Source organism: Mesorhizobium kamtschaticum, assembly GCF_056174585.1.
Genome location: NZ_CM149691.1, coordinates 466,351 through 484,821, shown reverse-complemented (window position 1 = coordinate 484,821; position 18,471 = coordinate 466,351). Strand labels below are relative to the sequence as shown.

General features: G+C 63.4%; 12 protein-coding genes and 1 pseudogene. 2 read left to right on the top strand and 11 right to left on the bottom strand.

Annotated features, from left to right (window positions below; genetic code table 11):
• Positions 1-2: 2 nt before the first annotated feature.
• The gene (locus AC0V7N_RS02285) at positions 3-1,409 is read left to right on the top strand and encodes an NAD(P)(+) transhydrogenase (Re/Si-specific) subunit beta (protein ID WP_475454331.1); all 1,407 of its coding nucleotides are present in this window, start codon (positions 3-5) and stop codon (positions 1,407-1,409) included.
• A gap of 74 nt (positions 1,410-1,483) precedes the next feature.
• Here the strand turns inward: AC0V7N_RS02285 and AC0V7N_RS02280 are convergent, their stop codons facing one another.
• The 5 genes from AC0V7N_RS02280 to AC0V7N_RS02260 all read right to left on the bottom strand — a co-directional run bounded on the left by AC0V7N_RS02280 (position 1,484) and on the right by AC0V7N_RS02260 (position 11,295).
• On the bottom strand, positions 1,484-2,398 hold the full coding sequence (locus AC0V7N_RS02280) for a hypothetical protein (protein ID WP_475454329.1): 915 nt from the start codon (positions 2,396-2,398) through the stop codon (positions 1,484-1,486).
• A gap of 234 nt (positions 2,399-2,632) precedes the next feature.
• A complete protein-coding gene (gene gyrB / locus AC0V7N_RS02275) occupies positions 2,633-5,104 on the bottom strand; it encodes a DNA topoisomerase (ATP-hydrolyzing) subunit B (protein WP_496627683.1) in 2,472 nt (823 codons plus the stop codon).
• A 145-nt stretch (positions 5,105-5,249) separates the two neighbouring features.
• On the bottom strand, positions 5,250-7,916 hold the full coding sequence (locus AC0V7N_RS02270; protein ID WP_475454325.1) for a caspase family protein: 2,667 nt from the start codon (positions 7,914-7,916) through the stop codon (positions 5,250-5,252).
• 87 nt (positions 7,917-8,003) lie between these two features.
• Entirely contained in the window at positions 8,004-10,637 is a 2,634-nt protein-coding gene (locus AC0V7N_RS02265; RefSeq protein WP_496627682.1) for a caspase family protein, read from the bottom strand.
• An 88-nt stretch (positions 10,638-10,725) separates the two neighbouring features.
• Positions 10,726-11,295 (bottom strand): NADPH-dependent FMN reductase, encoded by a 570-nt coding sequence (locus AC0V7N_RS02260; protein ID WP_475454321.1) that lies wholly within the window; start codon positions 11,293-11,295, stop codon positions 10,726-10,728.
• 212 nt (positions 11,296-11,507) lie between these two features.
• Between AC0V7N_RS02260 and AC0V7N_RS02255 the strand changes: the two genes are divergently transcribed.
• Positions 11,508-12,881, top strand: a complete 1,374-nt coding sequence (locus tag AC0V7N_RS02255; protein ID WP_475454319.1) for a cytochrome P450 — start codon at positions 11,508-11,510, stop codon at positions 12,879-12,881.
• A gap of 9 nt (positions 12,882-12,890) precedes the next feature.
• Here the strand turns inward: AC0V7N_RS02255 and AC0V7N_RS02250 are convergent, their stop codons facing one another.
• The 6 genes and pseudogenes from AC0V7N_RS02250 to AC0V7N_RS02225 form a co-directional block, all read right to left on the bottom strand.
• Positions 12,891-13,868 carry a complex I NDUFA9 subunit family protein gene (locus tag AC0V7N_RS02250; protein WP_475454317.1) on the bottom strand — a complete coding sequence of 326 codons (978 nt, stop codon included), beginning with the start codon at positions 13,866-13,868 and terminating at the stop codon, positions 12,891-12,893.
• Between the two features lie 110 nt (positions 13,869-13,978).
• A complete protein-coding gene (locus AC0V7N_RS02245) occupies positions 13,979-14,431 on the bottom strand; it encodes a DoxX family protein (protein ID WP_475454315.1) in 453 nt (150 codons plus the stop codon).
• A 333-nt stretch (positions 14,432-14,764) separates the two neighbouring features.
• On the bottom strand, positions 14,765-15,766 hold the full coding sequence (locus AC0V7N_RS02240; protein ID WP_475460173.1) for an Ldh family oxidoreductase: 1,002 nt from the start codon (positions 15,764-15,766) through the stop codon (positions 14,765-14,767).
• 166 nt (positions 15,767-15,932) lie between these two features.
• Positions 15,933-16,742 (bottom strand): ABC transporter permease, encoded by an 810-nt coding sequence (locus tag AC0V7N_RS02235; protein ID WP_475454313.1) that lies wholly within the window; start codon positions 16,740-16,742, stop codon positions 15,933-15,935.
• The gene (locus AC0V7N_RS02230; RefSeq protein WP_197033211.1) at positions 16,742-17,455 is read right to left on the bottom strand and encodes an ABC transporter permease; all 714 of its coding nucleotides are present in this window, start codon (positions 17,453-17,455) and stop codon (positions 16,742-16,744) included. The genes AC0V7N_RS02235 and AC0V7N_RS02230 overlap by 1 nt, the downstream gene beginning before the upstream one ends.
• A 162-nt stretch (positions 17,456-17,617) precedes the next feature.
• Positions 17,618-18,417: pseudogene (locus AC0V7N_RS02225) on the bottom strand (transporter substrate-binding domain-containing protein).
• Positions 18,418-18,471 lie beyond the last annotated feature (54 nt).

Sequence of the window (18,471 nt, the reverse complement as noted above, 5' to 3'; positions counted from 1 at the left end):
CCATGAACGCCAACTTCGCGTCCTTCCTCTATCTGGTCTCCGGCGTCCTGTTCATCATGGCGCTGCGCGGCCTGTCGCATCCGACCACCAGCCGCCAGGGCAATATGTACGGCATGATCGGCATGGGTATCGCCATCGCCACCACGCTAGCGCTGGCGATTCCGTTTGTCCCGTCGGCCGGCCGCTACGGCTTGATCGTGCTTGGCCTCGCCATTGGCGGTAGCGTCGGCGCCGTCACAGCGCGCCGCATCGCCATGACCTCGATGCCGCAACTGGTTGCTGCCTTCCACAGCCTCGTCGGCCTTGCCGCCGTCATGGTCGCGGCCGCGGCCATCTACGCGCCGGAGAGTTTTGGCATCGGCACGGCGGGCGACATCCATGCCCAGGCGCTGATCGAGATGAGCCTTGGCGTCGCCATCGGCGCCATCACCTTCACCGGCTCGGTCATCGCCTTCCTCAAGCTCGACGGCCGCATGTCCGGCAAGCCGATCATGATCGGCGGCCGCCACTTCATCAACGCAGCCCTTGGTATCGCGCTCATCGTGCTGATCGTTCTGCTGGTCGGCACCGAGTCCAAACTGGTGTTCTGGCTGATCGTCGCCGCCTCGCTGGTGCTCGGCATCCTGCTGATCATCCCGATCGGTGGCGCCGACATGCCGGTCGTCGTCTCGATGCTCAATTCCTATTCCGGGTGGGCAGCGGCTGCACTCGGCTTCACTCTCGGCAATCTGGCGCTGATCATCACCGGCGCGCTGGTCGGCTCGTCCGGCGCGATCCTGTCCTACATCATGTGCAAGGGCATGAACCGCAGCTTCATCTCGGTCATCCTCGGCGGCTTCGGTGGCGAGACTGCTGCTGCGGCGGACGACGGCATCGAGCGCACGGTCAAGCAGGGCTCGGCCGACGACGCCGCCTACCTGATGATGAACGCGCAGAAGGTCATCATCGTGCCTGGCTACGGCATGGCGGTTGCCCAGGCGCAGCATGCGCTGCGCGAAATGGCCGACAAGCTCAAGGCCAACGGCGTCGACGTCAAATACGCCATACACCCCGTCGCCGGCCGCATGCCCGGCCACATGAACGTGCTGCTGGCCGAAGCCAACGTGCCTTATGACGAAGTGTTCGAGCTCGAGGACATCAACTCCGAATTCGCGCAGGCCGATGTCGCCTATGTCATCGGCGCCAACGACGTCACCAACCCTTCGGCCCGTGACGACAAGTCCTCGCCGATCTACGGCATGCCGATCCTCGACGTCGACAAGGCGCGCACCTGCCTGTTCGTCAAGCGCTCGCTCGGCTCCGGCTATGCCGGCATCGACAACACGCTTTTCTACAAGGACGGCACCATGATGCTGCTCGGCGACGCCAAGAAGATGACAGAGGAAATCGTCAAGGCCATGGATCACTGATCCAGCCGCAAACTCCCGCAACAAAAAAGCCCGGCTTCACGCCGGGCTTATCTTTTTTGGCGGTGTAGTCAGTTTCAGCGGGTGGTCAGGAACACCGCTTCCTCTTCGTCGCGCTGCCTGCCGCCGAGAGCGGCCGCGGCACTGGCGATGAAGGCACCGATGACCAGCGACAAGGCACCGAGCAGAGCAAAGGTCGCGCTGCCCTTCCTGGCGGTGTCGGCGGCCTGCTTGGCCTTGACCTTGGCGTCCTCGACCTTGGCAACCAGGGCATCGACCCGCGCCTTGGCGTCGGCCTCGGACAGGCCGGTGCGGGCGGCAACCAGTTGCGACAGATAGGTCTTGTCGTCAGCCGAAATCTCGCCGGCCGCGCTGGCGACCAGGATGCGTGAAGCTTGGGCGACCGCGGCGGCATTACCGTCCGGACCAGCCGCCGCGAGCTTGCTCGGATCGGCAGGGCGGAACAGCGAATCCACCAGATAGGAGGTCGCATTATCGGTCGATGCGCCACCGGCATTGGCGGAAGCGCCGGCCGATGCACCCATGGCGGCACCCGACGCTACTGTTGACACCGCCTGTACGCCTGTACCAAGAGCTGCGGAAAGCGCCGAGCCAAGCACGCCGACGACAAGCAATGTAGCCAACGCCCAGGCAAGGAAGCCATGAGCGGTGTCACGGAAATACACCTCGTCGGTGTGGATGCCGACCCATTTGGTGCGCAGGCGTCCGGCAAGGTAGCCGCCGACGCCGGAGGACAGCCATTGCACGATGATCAGCCAGATGGCGGTGGACACCGCGAAGGTGGTGATCGACGCGCCGGACCCTGACCATGGCGAAACCATGCTGAGCCCAAGCCCTGAGCCGAGCAGCATCAGGATAAAGGTCAGGGTAGAGGCCGCGAAGGCGCCGGCGATGATCGGCCCCCAGCTGACGGCTGTGGCGGATGATTCTTCTGAAGCGGACAGGTCGATAGCCGATACGGTGGACTGCATCAACGCCCCCTACCGTACGAAAAGCATGATGAGGATGATGATCGGAATCGGAATACCGAGCAACCAGAGCAAAATGCCACGTCCCATGAAAGGCCTCCTGTGAGAAATTGTGATCGATGCTGTCACAATGTCGTCGGAGGCCTTCCGTTCCGGCGGGGTGTAAAATGATTTTATTGGTACAGACGACACAATTGGCGCGCCGCGGCGCGCCAATGCCAGAGATCGATATCGAGATCAGATATCCAGATTGGCCACCGACAATGCGTTGTCCTGGATGAATTCGCGCCGAGGCTCCACCTCGTCGCCCATCAGCCGCGAGAACAGGCTGTCGGCGTCGGTCGCATCGTTGACCTTGACCTGCAGCAGCGAACGCACATTCGGGTCGAGCGTGGTTTCCCACAGCTGTTCGGCATTCATCTCACCGAGACCCTTGTAGCGCTGCATGGTCAGGCCCTTGCGGCCGGTCGCAAAGACGGCGTTGAGCAGCGCCAGCGGCCCCGAGACGATTTCGGACACATCCTTGCGGCGCAGCACCGGCGGCGTCCCGTAGACCTCGCTGAGGCGCTGTGCGTAGCGGTCGAGCTGACGGGCGTCGGCCGAATTGATCAGCCCCATGTCGAGATGGGCGTATTCCTTGACGCTGCGCACGGTGCGTTCGAATACATAGCCGCCACTGCCGTCATTCGAGGTCGACATGCGGCCGGTCCAGCCGCGCTCGGTGTCCTCGGCGATGATGTCGAGGCGTTGCGCAATCCGCTCCGCCATGGCGTTGGCGCCACCAAGATCATTGAAGACGTCGGGGTTGAGCCCGCCGGCGATCGCGGCTTGTTCGACGACGCCTCTGTTGTAGCGTGTGTGCAGGCCGTTGATGAGCTGGCGCACAGCCAGCGCGTCTTCGATGGCGCCGCGCAGATCTTGTCCGATCCGCACTTCGCCCGAACCCAGCGTAAGCGAAGCTTCCTCCAGCCCGGAATCGATCAGGAACTCCTCGAAGGCGCTCTCATTCTTGATATATTGCGAGCTCTTGCCGCGCGTCACTTTGTAGAGCGGCGGCTGGGCGATGTAGAGATGGCCGCGCTCGATCAGCTCCGGCATCTGCCGGAAGAAGAAGGTGAGCAGCAGGGTTCTGATGTGGGCGCCGTCGACGTCGGCGTCGGTCATCAGGATGATCTTGTGGTAGCGCAGCTTGTCGGCGTTGAACTCGTCCTTGCCGATCGAGGTGCCGAGCGCGGTGATCAGGGTGCCGATCATCTCGGAGCCGAGCATGCGGTCGAAGCGCGCCCTCTCGACATTGAGGATCTTGCCGCGCAGCGGCAAAATGGCCTGGTTCTGCCGCGACCGGCCGCCCTTGGCCGAGCCACCGGCCGAGTCACCCTCGACGATGAAGATTTCGGATTTCGCCGGATCGCGCTCCTGGCAGTCGGCCAGCTTGCCCGGCAAGGAAGTGACGCCGAGCGAGCTCTTGCGGGTGATGTCGCGCGCCTTGCGCGCCGCTTCACGCGCCGCCGCGGCCTGGATCACCTTGTCGATGACCACCTTGCCCTCGGTCGGGTGTTCTTCCAGCCAGGTGCCGAGGGCCTCGTTGACCAGCCCCTCGACCACCGGACGCACTTCCGACGAAACCAGCTTGTCCTTGGTCTGCGAGGAGAATTTCGGGTCGGGAACCTTGACCGACAGCACGGCCGTCAGGCCTTCGCGGCAATCGTCGCCGATCAGCGAGACCTTTTCCTTCTTGGTCAGGCCCGAGGACTCGCCATAGCCGGTGATCTGGCGCGTCAGCGCGCCACGGAAACCGGCCAGGTGGGTGCCGCCATCGCGCTGCGGGATGTTGTTGGTGAAGGCCAGCACGTTCTCGTGGTAGCTGTCGTTCCACCACATCGCCACTTCGACGGTGATGCCGTCGCGCTCGGCCTTGATGGCGATCGGCTTCTCGATCAGCGGTTTCTTGACCCGGTCGAGATATTTGACGAACTCTTCGAGGCCGCCATCATAGTGCAGCTCATGCCGAACGATATCGGCGTGGCGGGCATCGGTCAGAATGATGCGCACACCGGAATTGAGGAAGGCGAGCTCGCGCAGCCGGTGCTCCAGCGTGCCGAAGTCGAACTCGACCATGGTGAAGGTTTCGGATGACGGGAAGAAGGTAATCTGACTGCCGCTGCGGCCCTCATAGGTGCCCGGCTGCTTGTCCTGTTCGTAGCTGCCCGTCGCATTCAACGGCGCATCGGCATTGCCGTGCGTGAAGCTCATCTCGAAGATCTGGCCATTGCGGCGGATTTTCAGCTTCAGCCATGCCGAAAGGGCGTTGACCACAGAGACGCCGACGCCATGCAGGCCGCCAGACACCTTGTAGGAGTTCTGGTCGAATTTGCCGCCGGCATGCAGCTGCGTCATGATCACTTCGGCAGCCGAAATGCCTTCGCCGGTGTGGATATCGGTCGGAATACCACGGCCATTGTCGATCACCGTCACCGAACCATCGGGGTTGAGCGTTACGGTGACGAGGTCGGCGTGACCGGCCAAGGCCTCGTCGATGGCGTTGTCGACCACCTCATAGACCATGTGATGCAGGCCCGAACCGTCGTCGGTGTCGCCGATATACATGCCGGGGCGTTTGCGGACAGCGTCCAACCCCTTCAAAACCTTGATGGAATCGGCGCCGTATTCGGCTTCGGCGCCGTTTGTGTTCTCGGTCTGGTCGCTCATGAAAACCTGTTGTCTAGATGCCGTTTGTACAGCGCGAAAAATCGGCCCCGAATCGCGCGTCTGATATAGTACAGATATAGGCGCTAAAGGCGGTTTTTCCAAGGTTTGCGGGCATTTCCGACCCAAATCCCGGGCCGGCAGCCGGCTATTTTTTCCGGCCGTTGAATTTGGCGAGAAGGCCGCGCAAATATTTGATCGTGGATTTGTCCCGGGGCGCCAGCCGACCCGTGCGGTCGAGCTCCAGCGTCAGGTTCAGCGCCTTCGTCAGCACCGCCTTCGGATCCTTGGCCACATACGCATAGTTGATGTAGGCCTGTACCAGATCAAATTGCCAGATCGCATTGTTCGGATCGGACTGGGCCAGTTTCTGGCGGATGCCGAGGCTCGCTTCGAAAGCCTTCTTGGAGACCTCGAAATGGCGCTGCTTGGTCTCCAGCATGCCGATTTCCGACAGGGTGATCGACAGGTCGCGTTGCCAGTCGGAATTACCTGGATCGAGCTTCGCCAGCCGGTCGGCGATGGCAAGGCTGTCCTGATAGTTTTGCAGTGCGTCGCCGACATTGCCCTGGGTATCAAGCACACCGGCAACCTTTTCCAGACAGACCGACAGGTCGCGCTGCCATTCGGTGTTGCCGGGGTCAGCAGCGGCAAGTTCACGCGTCACGGCCAGTGCTTGCTGATAGGAAGCCAGCGCTGCCGGCCAGTTCTCCTGATCGTTGAGCGCGTTGCCGATCTTGGCGTAACCGATCGACAGGTCGCGCTTCAAGTCGGTGTCGTTAGGGTCACGGCGCACCAGGTCTTCGGCGATCGTCTGGCTCTTGTTGTAGGCCACGAGCGCACCGGCGGGGTCGCCGCGCAGGCGCAGCACGTCACCGATCCTGTCGTGGCTGACAGCGACAGCGCGCTGGCGCTCCGGGTCACCGGGTTTGTTCTCGGCCAGCACCAGCCGAATTCTCAGGCTCTCCTCAAAGGCCGTCTGGGCGCCGTCCAACTGGCCGGCGGTACGGGCAAGGTCGCCGATCTCGTCATAGGTTATGGTCAGGTCGCGCAGCAGATAGGCGCTGTTCGGCTCGGCATCGGCCAATTTCTGCTTGATCGACAGGCTTTGCTGATAGGCCTGGGCCGCCGCAGCCACGTCGCCTTGCGTCGCCAGCACGTTGCCGATCTTGTCATTGGCCATGGCAAGATCGCCGAGCCAGCCTTTCTTGTCCGGCACGCTTGCGGTCAGATTCTGCAGCATGCCCCTGGCCGCCTCATAGTTTTCCAGCGAGGTCGGCAGGTCGCCTTGCGCCATCTCAGTGTTGGCGAGCTTGATATGGCTGATGGCGAGATCGCGCTTGACGCTGGGATCGGTTTCCTGACGCGACCGCTGCTCGAGATTGGCCAACAGGGCTGCGAAGGCGCGGCCGGCCGCCTCGACATTGCCGACCGTCGTATAGAGAATACCGAGTTCCTCCAGCGTGCGGCTCTGGCGGTCGGCCTGTTCCAGGTTGAGCGAGGTCTGCCCGGCCTCGCCATACAGCGCCAGCACCGATTCATAGTCCCCAATGGCGGTGGCGTAGTCTAGGTCGGCGCGCGCCGCACCGCCGGAGAGGAAGCGCGTCGCGGCCTCGGACAGGGTCCGGCTGACGAAATTGACTTTCAGCGCCTGACGCGAAACATTGTCGATGTCGGCGGCCTTGGCGAGAAGGGCGCGGGCGCCATCGAAGGCGCCGAGCGAAAGCTGCTCTTCGGCCTGCCGGCGCAGCTCCGTCACCTGCGGGTCGTCGGAGGCGAGCGTCTTCATTTCACTGCGCACCTTGACGAAGGCGTCGGCCGCCTCGCGCAGCCGGGCGTTCAGGCTGTCGGCAGAGAGATGGCTGGTGTCGGAACCGATCAGCGCGCCATAGAGCGGCGCCAGCGGCATGTCGGCATCGCTGGCGATCTGCTCGACCTCGCCACGCATTTCCGGCGTCACATCGGCCATGGCCAGCAGCAGCCGTTCGCGCTCCGGCAGCTGTTCCTTGGCCGCAGTGGCAAAGAACAGTTTCGGCAGGCCGCTCTCGACATAGGGCAGCTGTTTGCCGCGGGAGAGGTCATAAACCTCCTGCTGCACCAGCGTCAGCACCGAGCGGATTTCCAGCCCGTCGGTGCCGAGATATTTGGTCAGCGCCGTCGTGAAGGGCGAGTTCTGGCCGGTTCCGTCGGCGGCCGTCTCGCCGGGTGCTGCCGAGAAAGCGAACAGGATGTTTTCCGCCCGCCCGATGCGGCCGAGACCCGGCTTGACCTTGTCGGCGACATCCTTGGCCAGCGTGGTAGCGCCGCGACCCCCGCCACTGCCGCCCGAGAACGGATCGCTGCGGCAGGCGTCGAGCACGATCAGCCCAACCTTGGCGGTGGCGGCCACCGCAGCGCGCACTTCTTCCAGCGGCAGGCTGGTCTTGTCCAGCGCGTCGAGTGAGGAGGCGTCGGCATCGACCGGCAGCAGCCGGTTGTCGCCTGATATTTCGACGCCATGGCCGGAGAAATAGACCAGCGCCACATCGGCGCCTTTGGCATCCTCGCGAAAATCATCGAGCGCGCGCCGCATGCGCCGCAGATCCCGGTTGGTTTCAAGGACGACCTCGAAGCCGAGCTTCTTCAGCGCCGCTTCCATCGCCTCGCCATCATGGATGGGATTGGCGAGCGGCCGCACCAGCCGGTAGTCGTCTTCGGCCATGACCAGCGCCACGCGCCGCTCCGCCACCGCCGTGGCAGTGGTCGCAATCATCAGCAGCAAGGCAAACAGCAAGCGCAAGTCGAACCGCCCCCGGCTCAGTCGTTTGCCGACCATTCCACCTCTTTATGGCGCGAGCAAGCCAGGCCGAAAACCGGCTCTTTCAGGCAGCGTCACCCGCCAGGGTTTCCGGTGCTGGCTTCCTCATTTGGCCGGGGCATCCAGCAGCTTGAGCCGCCTGCGCAATTCATCCGGAATCCAGGCGTCCGTGGGCGAGAGGATTCCCGCCTGCTGCATGCCGGACGCAATCTTGAGGGCCGTCGTTAAGTTGGAACGGACATCAAGGCCCATCTCGGCCATTTTGAAATGGTCGATGATCATATCGCGCAGCCACATCGAATTGTCCGGATCGATGGCAGAGAAGCGCTCGGAGATATCGAGCGACTGCTGGAAGAATTGGGCCGCGAGATCCTTGTTGCCCGATCTTGCCAGGAGATCGCCGATCTTGCCGCAATTGATCGCCAGATCGCGTTGCCAAAGGCTGTTGCTGGCGTCGTTTCCGGTGAGGGCGAGAGATGCATCGAGTGCCGATTTGTAGGCGGACAGCGCTGCTTCCGGCTCGCCATTCGCCAGGTGCGCGTCGCCCAGCTTGCTGTAGTTGATTTCAAGATCGCGCAGCCATCGCGTGTTGCTCTGGTCGGTCGTGACCAGCGTTTCCCAGATGTGGTTGGCCTCGTTGAATGCGGCGAGAGCCTCCGCATTTGCCTGCAGATTGAGCTGCGCGTCGCCGATGCTGTCATGCAGGATCGCGAGATCCCGCTGACCTTCGAGATTTTCAGGATCGGCGCTGGCAAGCGCCGAACTCACGCTCAAGCCGGCCTGATAGGAAACGATGGCGTTCTTATAGTCGCCCAATATCTGCAAACTGTCGCCGATCTTGGTGTAGGAGACGCACAGGTCGCGTTGCCAGGCAAGATTGGCGGGATCCAGCTCCGTCAGCTTCCGCCATATTGCAAAGCCCGAACTGAAGGCGTCGAGCGCCCGGCTGTAGTCGCCCTCCATGATGAGCACGTCACCGATCGTGTCGTGGGCCACGCCGAGCCGGCGCTGCCAGGCAACGTTGTCCGGTTCGAGCCCGGCCACCCGTTTGGAGATGTCCAGCGCCTTCTGGTAATAGGGCATCGCATCCTTGAGGTTGCCTTGTGAGCGCATGACGTAGCCGATGCGGTCATAGGCAAAGGAAAGATCGCTCTGCCATTCGAGCTCGGTCGGGGCCGCGGCAGCCACCTTCTCGGCGATATCGGCCGATGCCTGGTAATCGGCAAGGCCATCGGCGAGCTTGCCTTGGGCGACGGCGGTATCGCCCATCTTGTCCAGACTGAGCGAAACGTCCCGCTGCCAGAAGGTGTTCTTCGGATCGGTACCGGCGCGCCTTGTCGATGCTTCGTTCCATTCCTTGTAGGTCCTGCCAGCTTCATCCAGCCTGCCCAGCGTCGTATAGACGTCGCCGAGCCGGGCAAGCGTGAGAAGCTGCTGCAGCCGATCGTCAGCTGGAATGCCCTCGCCATTGACCTCGCGATAGAGCGCTGTCGCCTTCTCATAACCATCGGCGGCCAACTGGTACCGGAGCAAAGCGCTTGCCGCGCCGCCTTCCAGCGAATGGGTTGCCGCTTCCGAAAGCGTGCGTTCCACATAGTTGGCCTTGAGCCGCTGGCGCGAATCCTTGTCGATTCCCGCCGCTTCGGCGAGCTTGGCGCGAGCGGCGTCGAAAGCGCCGAGCGAGAGCTGCCGTTCCGCCTCTTGCCGCAGCTGCGTCACCTCCGGATCACCCGAGGCCAGCGTGGTCATTTCCCGCTGCACCTTGACGAAGGCATCCGCGGCTTCCCTCAGCTTGGCCGAGCGCTGCTCGGGACCGAGTGAGGCAAGATCCTTCGACAGCAGCGCGCCATAGAGCGGCGCCAGCGGCATGTCGGCATCGCTGGCGATCTGTTCGACCTCGCCGCGCATTTCCGGCGTCACATCGGCCATCGCCAGCAGCAGCCGTTCACGCTCCGGCAATTGCTCTTTGGTGGTAGCAGCAAAGAACAGCTTCGGCAGGCCGCTCTCGACATAGGGCAGCTGCTTGCCGCGCGACAGGTCATAAACCTCCTGCTGCACCAGCGTCAGCACCGAGCGGATTTCGAGCCCGTCGGTGCCGAGATATTTGGTCAACGCCGTCGTGAACGGCGAGTTGTCGCCGGTTCCGTCGGCGGCCGTCTCGCCGGGTGCTGCCGAGAAAGCGAACAGGATGTTTTCCGCCCGCCCAATGCGGCCGAGGCCCGGCTTGACCTTATCGGCAATGTCCTTGGCCAGCGAGGTCGCGCCGCGCCCGTCGCCGCTGCCTCCCGAGAAGGGGTCGCTGCGGCAGGCGTCGAGCACGATCAGCCCGACCTTGGCGGTGGCGGCGACGGCAGCGCGCACCTCTTCCAGCGGCAGGCTGGTCTTGTCCAGCGCATCAAGCGAGGAGGCGTCGGCATCGACCGGCAGCAGCCGGTTGTCGCCTGATATTTCGACGCCATGGCCGGAGAAATAAACCAGAGCGACGTCGGCGCCCTTGGCATCGTCGCGAAAATCGTCGAGCGCGCGCCGCATGCGCCTGAGATCCCGGTTGGTTTCGAGCACAACCTCGAAGCCGAGCTTCTTCAGCGCCGCTTCCATCGCCTCGCCGTCATGGATGGGATTGGCGAGCGGCCGCACCAGCCGGTAGTCGTCTTCGGCGATGACCAGCGCCACGCGCCGCTCCGCCACCGCGGTGGCGGTCGCCGACAAGAACAGCAGCAAGGCAAACAGCAAACGCACGTCGAACCGCCCCCCGGCTCAGTCGCGTGCCGACCATTCCACCTCTTTATGGCGCGAGCAAGCCGGGACTCGGCTAAAACGGGCTCCTTCAGACAGCGCGCATCGGCTTCAACGCCTCGCTCCAGCGCAACAGTTCGTCCAGCATGGTCCTGGCGCCGCCGGTCACCTGTTCGCTGGCGCTGAAGGCACCGTTCTCGTCGAGCAGTTTCTGGTACATCGGCAGCGCGACGCCTTCAGAGATAGGCATGACACCCACCGCGGTCAGCAGCGGCTTCAGCGCCTGCGCCGCGCGCAGGCCGCCGGAGACCCCGCCATAGCTGAAAATGGCGGCCGGCTTGTATTTCCATTCGCGTGCGAGGTAGTCGATCGCATTGACGATCGCGGGTGCGGCGAAATAATTGTATTCCGGCGCCACGAAGACGAAGGCGTCGGCGGCGGCGATCGCCTTCGACCAGGCCTTGGTGTGGTCGTTCTGGTAGTTGCCAAGCCTGGGATGGTGCGGCTCGTCCAGAACCGGCAGATGGAACGCGGCGATATCGGTCAGCACCGGCTCGAATTTCCCGTGCTCGCGCGCGAATGTCTCCAGCCATTCGGCAAAAACCGGGCCGGCGCGGCCGGGCCGCGTGCTGCCGATGATGATGTTCAACTGGTGCTTCAAGGCGGGCTTCCTTCGTTAGACGGTATCTGTTGGTGACTGTCACTACGGCAGAGTGTTCCTGCGGACAAGGCGGGACGCCTGGCGGAGCGGTCACGATCGGATGAACAGACTGTCTGTCTTCGCGTCTTCTGCTGTCGTGGTTCGGTCTGCCGTTCGGTCACATGGACGTCCGGGGTGCCAGCCACTACATTGATGTAACAGCGGAGCACTTCATGGACATTCAGCCCGCCCCCTTCGTTCCCCCCGCACCGAAGCCGCGCACGACGCCGCCTTCGACGCTGGAGATGATCCGCATTGTCTACCGCAATCCGCTCGAATTGTGGGGTGAGCATACCTATAACGAGCCCTGGATTTCTGCGAATGGCGTCGGTGGTCATCTGATCGTCGCCAACGATCCGGGCCTCATCCGCCATGTGCTGGTCGACAACGCCAAGAACTACAAGATGGCGACGGTGCGCCAGAAGATCCTGCGGCCGATCCTGCGCGATGGCCTGCTGACCGCCGAGGGCGAGGTCTGGAAGCGGTCGCGCAAGGCGATGGCGCCGGTGTTCACGCCGCGCCATATCTTCGGTTTCGCCCAGCCGATGCTGAAACGCACCAAGGAGTTCGTCACCCGCTATGAAGAGGGCGGCATATCAGACATCGCCCATGACATGACATTGCTCACCTACGATATCCTCGCCGAGACGCTGTTCTCGGGCGAGATCGCCGGCGAGCCGGGCAGTTTCGCCAATGAGATCGACCGCCTGTTCGAAACCATGGGCCGTGTCGATCCGCTCGACCTGTTGCGCGCGCCCGACTGGCTGCCACGGCTTACCCGCATCCGCGGCCGCAAGACCATGGCCTATTTCCGCAAGATCGTGACCGATACGGTCAAGATGCGCGAAGAGAGGGTCAAGCGTGACCCCGATGGCGTGCCGCAGGATTTCCTGACGCTGCTGCTCAAGGCCGAAGGCCCGGAGGGACTGACGCGCGCGGAAGTCGAGGACAACATCATCACCTTCATCGGCGCCGGCCATGAGACGACCGCGCGGGCGCTGGGCTGGACGCTCTATTGCCTCGCCGAATCGCCATGGGAGCGCAACCGGGTCGAGCAGGAGATCGACCATGTGCTGGCGCGCGAGCCCGACCCGACGAAGTGGCTCGACGCCATGCCGCTGACCCGCGCTGCTTTCGACGAGGCGCTCCGGCTCTATCCGCCAGCGCCATCGATCAACCGCGAGCCGATCGAACCGGAAATGTGGAAGGATCTCTATATCCCCAAGCACGCCGCCGTGCTGGTCATGCCCTGGGTCGTGCATCGACACAGGAAATTATGGGACAGGCCGGATGCCTATCTGCCGGAGCGGTTCCATCCGGGAAACCGTGAGAAGATCGACCGCTTCCAGTATCTGCCGTTCGGTGCGGGTCCGCGCGTCTGCATCGGCGCCAGCTTCGCCATGCAGGAAGCGATCATCGCGCTCACCATCCTGTTGTCGCGCTTCCGCTTCGACACCACGGCCGAGACCAAGCCTTGGCCGGTGCAGAAGTTAACGACGCAGCCGCAAGGCGGGTTGCCGATGCAGATCACCCCCCGCAGTCGTTGAGAGCTGGATTTATGCCACGGGCTTGCGCTGCTGGAACTGGCCGGCGGCGCGGAAGCGCCAGAGGTAGCTCGGCAGGATCGTCGCGATCGATTGCGGCTGGATGCCAAGCCCGGCGAGGGTCCGGTTGGCCTTGGTGGCGGCCTCCGAAACGATGTTGTGCTCGCGCAGCTGCATCACCTGGTCCTTGGTCAGCAGCGGATTGGGCAACAGGCCGAGGATCGAGGCCTGGATGTTGGCCACCCACCACGGCACCGGCACCAGCAGGCGCTTGCGCTCAATGACAGTGAGCAACTCTTCCATGCACTCCTTGAAGGTGAGCACATTGGGGCCGCCAAGCTCGTAGGTCTGGCCGCCACCGATCTTGCCGTCGACCGAGCGCGCCACCGCTTCGGCGACGTCGCCGACATAGACCGGCTGGAACTTGGTCTGGCCGCCGCCGATCAGCGGCAGCACCGGCGAATAGCGTGCCATGTTGGCAAAGCGGTTGAAGAAGCCGTCTTCCGGTCCGAAATTGATCGACGGCCGGAAAATCACAGCGTCGGCGATCGTCTCCAGCACGGCCTTCTCGCCAAGCCCCTTGGTGCGCGCATAGTCCGATTCGGAGTCCGCATCGGCACCGAGCGCAGAAATATGGGTCAGGCCGGCACCGACCGTGCGCGCGGCCTCGGCAACGGCGCGGGCGCCGAATTCGTGCACGGTGTTGAATTTCTGCCGGCCGGTCTCATGCAGGATGGCCACAAGGTTGACGACATGGTCGGCGCCTTGCACGGCGCGGTCGACCGACCAGCGCACGCGCACATTGGCCTGCACCGGCTGTATCTGGCCGACATTGCCGAGCGGCTGCAGATGGCCGGCAAGGTCAGGCCGCCGGCAGGCGACCCGGATGCGGTAGCCGCGCTTGGCCAGCGCGCGCACGACATGGCGGCCGACAAAGCCTGACCCGCCAAAGACGACGACGAGCTTTGGGGTCTGCAGGATTTCGGTCATGGCTGGCTCCGGCGCACGTTCCAGATGGCTTGGCTGAAGCCGTTTCATAGTCGGTTTTGCGCCAAAGGCAAAGGGCGACGCGTCGTCGCGTCACCCCTCTCGAAAGCTTGTTAGAATGGCCTGCCGATGCGGGCATCGACGGAGTGGCGGTTGCCGCCACGAATGACGAAGAAGAGCAGGATCGCTGCCCACAAAAGCGACTTTTCAGCGCCCGAAAAGCCCTGGCCCATCGTCACCCAATGGAACCAGACCGTCACCAGCAGCACGAACAGGCCGGCAAAGGCGGCCGGGCGCGTCAAAAGGCCCATGGCGATGAGAATACCGCCAAAGAACTCGGTGCAGGACAGAAGCAGCGACCAGAAGGCGCCGGGATAGAAGCCGAGGCCTTCGACCATCTCTGCGGCGCCGAAAGGATTGGTGATCTTCTGCGAGCCATGGATGGTGAGCAACGCACCGGCGACGACGCGCAGCACGGTTTCGCCGGCATCGTGCAGCGACGAATACAGGCGGCCAAGCGCCGGAATGATCAGTCTGCCGCGGGAAGCGTCGGTGGTTACGGACATCGTAGCTCCTGTTGTTGTGATGACCCTTCGCAAACGCCCGATGGCTCCCATCAAGTCAAGTTAACAAAAGTTAACTATCGAAGTCATGTTTTACTCTATGCCCAGCACGAAACGCAGAAAACCCCGCCGAAGCGGGGTTTTCCGGGTGAGGTTCATGTCGAAACCAGGGTCCAACGAGACGGCCTGACCTGAGACGGTATCAGCGTGGCGTGAGACGCCCGCCCCAGCCCTGAACGCATCCGACAGAAGACACCGCCCGGGCAAACCCGACCCGGACAGCTATTCGTCGTCGTAACGCGCGGGAAGGTTCACCGAGGCGCGGAAAAATTCTGTTCAGGCGGAATAGCGCTCGGCGAATTCGGAAATACGCTGCACCACTGCCTTGGGCGCGGTGATGCCGCGTGCCTGCGCCTTCTCGGCGGCTTCAGCCCGGGCACGGCCCGGCACATGCACGCCATAGCGGCGGCGCAGGCGATCGAGCTGGTTCTTCATCCGCTGTTCGAAATCCGGATCGAGCAGCTTGGGCTCGACGGCAAGCACGAACAGGCCGGTTCCGGGGCTGTCCGGGCCGCCGCTGAACCAAGGCGCATCGAGCGACCAGTTGGCGCCCGACAGGCCGGCCGCCAGCACTTCGACCATCAGTGCGATGTTGGCGCCGCGCTGGCCACCAAAGGCAAGCATGGCGCCCTTCATGGCCGCCCCGGGATCGGTGGTCGGGTTGCCGCTGGCGTCCAGTGCCCAGCCTTCGGGGATTTTCTTGCCGTCCTCGGCCGCCTTGCGGATGTTGACGAAGGCGGTGGCGCTCGACGACTGGTCGATGACCAGCGGCGCGCCATCGGCGGCGGGGGCGGCAAACGACATCGGGTTGGTGCAATAGACCGGCTTGACCGAGCCCGAGCCGGCCAGCACGGCCGGACCGTTGGTGGCGGCGAAAGATACCAGCCCCTGTGCGGCCAGCCTGCCGGTGAAATAGCCGAGCGCGCCGCACGTATAGGCATTCTTCTGCGAGAAGATGGCGACGCCGAACAGCTTTGCCGCCTTGGCAAGGTCGTCGATCGTCCGGTCGAAGCCGGTATGCGCCAGGCCGCCGCGTGCGTCGGAGAGATAGACGGCCAGCGCCGGCCTTGTGATCACCGGATCGGCATTGCCGTCGATGCGCCCGGCCTCCAGCGCTTCGAGATAATCGATGAAATGCGACAGTCCGACGGTCGAAAGCCCTTCCGCCTCGGCTGCGATGATCGAGGCGGTCAGCGATTGCGCCGCCTCCTCATTGGCGCCGGCGCCGAGTGCCGCCATCCGGCACAGTCCTCTTGCCTGGTCGAGACTGAGTTGCATCATGGCCGTCCTGCGATTGCTGTAACTGGTTGGTTGGGTCTAACAGCACATGAGGCGGCGTTTGTGTTGAAAATCGTCCGCAACTGCAAGAAAAACGGCGGACACGTCCGCTGTTGCAAGTCCACGCTACGGGCCTGGCGGCTCCAGGGCAATTCCAGGCAATGCTCTAGCCGATCTTGTTCGGGATCCGCGCCTCGATCCTGCTGAAGGCGAAGACCAGGATGCCGGTGATCGTCATGTAGATCAGCGCCAGCAGCAGCAAGGGTTCGTAGGTGAGGTAGGTGTCCTGCCGCACCTTGGACGAGACGGCGAAGATGTCGATGACGCTGATGGTCGCCACCAGCGGCGTCGACTTCAGTTGCAGCACGGTTTCGCCGGTCAGCGTCGGCAGCGCCCGGTAGATGGCTTGCGGCAGCCAGATGCGCCGGAATGCCTTCCAGCGGCTCATGCCGAACGCGCGCGCGGCCTCGAGTTGCCCCTTTGGCACGCCGGCAAAGGCGCCGCGCATCACCTCGCCCTCGTAGCCGGCGAAGGACAAGGTCAGTGCCAGCACGCCATAAGGCCAGGCTTGCCTGAGATACGGCCACATCCAGGACTCGCGAATCCACGGATATTGCGGAAACAAGGAGCCCAGGCCGTAATAAAGCAGCCACAACTGGATCAGCAATGGCGTGCCCCGGATGACGGTACAGAAGACCTTGGCGGGTGCTGCGAACCAGAACGATCCGGCCGCCTGCGCCAACCCCAAGGGCACGGCGAGCAGGAAACCCAGCACGCAGGTGACGGCCAGGATCCACAGCGAGCGCCAGATGCCGAGCAGACCCATCTCGTAATATTGCGGCAGCCAGTCCCAGCGCATGAAGAATATGGCGCCCAGAACCAGCCCCAGCGCGATCAGGATCAGCACGATGCGGTGCGGCTGCAGCCACAGCGACGTTCGCGCGACGACGTTGATGATGGCCGCCTCGTTGGCCATCAGCGCGCTTCCTTGAGCGAAGGCATGCCGCGCCGCGACCAGACCTCGACACGGCCGATGAGGAAGTTGGAAAGCAGCGACAGCAGCAGGTACAGCACACCCGCGGCGAAGAAGAAGGTGAAATAGGCTTTGGTCACGCCCGCGGCCTGCCGCGTTGCCAGCGCCAGTTCATAGAAACCGACGACCGCCAGCAGCGCGGTGTCCTTGGTGGCGATCAGCCACAGATTGGCGAGGCCCGGTATGGCAAACGGCAGCATGGCCGGCAGAGTGATGCGCCGCAGCATCAGGCCGGGGGACATACCATAGGCGCGGGCGGCTTCGATCTGGCCCTGCGGAATGGCCAGGATCGCGCCGCGTATGACTTCTGTCGAATAGGCGCCCTGGACGAAACCGAGCACGGCAATGCCGGCGGCAAGTCCGCTGATGTCGATGCGCTGATAGCCCATTGCCGCCAGCGCCTGGTTGATCAGGTCGGTTCCGGCATAATAGAGCAGCAGGATCAGCACCAGTTCGGGGACGGCGCGCACGATGGTGGTGTAGACGGCCAGCAGATCGCGCACCACCGGGCCGCCATAGAGCTTGCCATAGGCGCCGCCGGTACCGATCAACAGACCAAGGCAGGTCGCGCCGAGCGCAATTTCGATCGAGTGGAGCAGCCCGAGCAGCAACGTTCCGCCCCAACCCGGCGGATAGGGCGAGAGAAGGTCGATGATGCCGGCCGCTGAGGCCGAAAGGAATGCGTCGATCAGCTTTGCCCCCGGATTGCTGGCGTCAGCCGCTGGCCATTTTCGTCAGCGAAAGCGTGCGTGGACAGGTTCAGGCGAAACCGCACGGCGCACGATGCGCCGCGCGGTCACAAGCCCAGGCTTTGCCGATCAGTTCGACTGCGCGCCGCCGCCGCCGTAAATGTCGAAATCGAAGTACTTCTTCGAGATCTCGTCATATTTGCCGTTGGACCGGATGGCCTTGATGCCGGCGTTGATCTTTGCCTTCAGGTCGGTGTCTTCCTTGCGCACGCCGGCGCCGACACCCGGTCCAAGCACCTCGTCGTCCGGAGCCACCATGCCCTTCAGGTCGCAGCAGGCCTTGCCCTGGTCGGACTTGAGGAATTCGCCAAGCGCGATGGAGTCGGCCTGCACCGCGTCGAGGCGGCCGGCGGCAAGATCGTTGTTGGCTTCGTCCTGGGTCTGGTATTCCTTGATCTCGGAAGCCGTGGCGCCGAAGTGCTTCTTGGCGTAGACGGCGTGCACGGTCGACACCTGGACACCGATGACCTTGCCCTTGAGGTCGTCAGGCCCGGGGCCGAATTTCTGGTCCTTCGGTCCGATGATCGCCGTCGGCGTGTTGTAATATTTGTCGGAGAAGTCGATCGTCTTCTCGCGTTCGGCGGTGATCGACATCGACGAGACGATGAGGTCGATCTTCTTGGTGGTCAGCGCCGGGATGATGCCGTCCCAGGCAACAGGCGTGATGACGCAGTCGAGTTTCTCCTCGGCGCACACGGCATCGATGAACTCGATTTCCCAGCCGACCCATTTGCCGAAGCATCCGGCGAGGTGAAGGGCGGATAGGGTTCGGCCGCGACGCCGATCTTGACCGGATCGGCCTTGGCCACGCCCATGGCGGCGACGCCGAGCAGCAGCGCTGCGGCGAATGTCTTCAGAACAGTCTTCATTTCACGACTCCCAGTTTGTTGTTGGTTCCCGGTTTTCTTCCGTCTCGGCCTGTC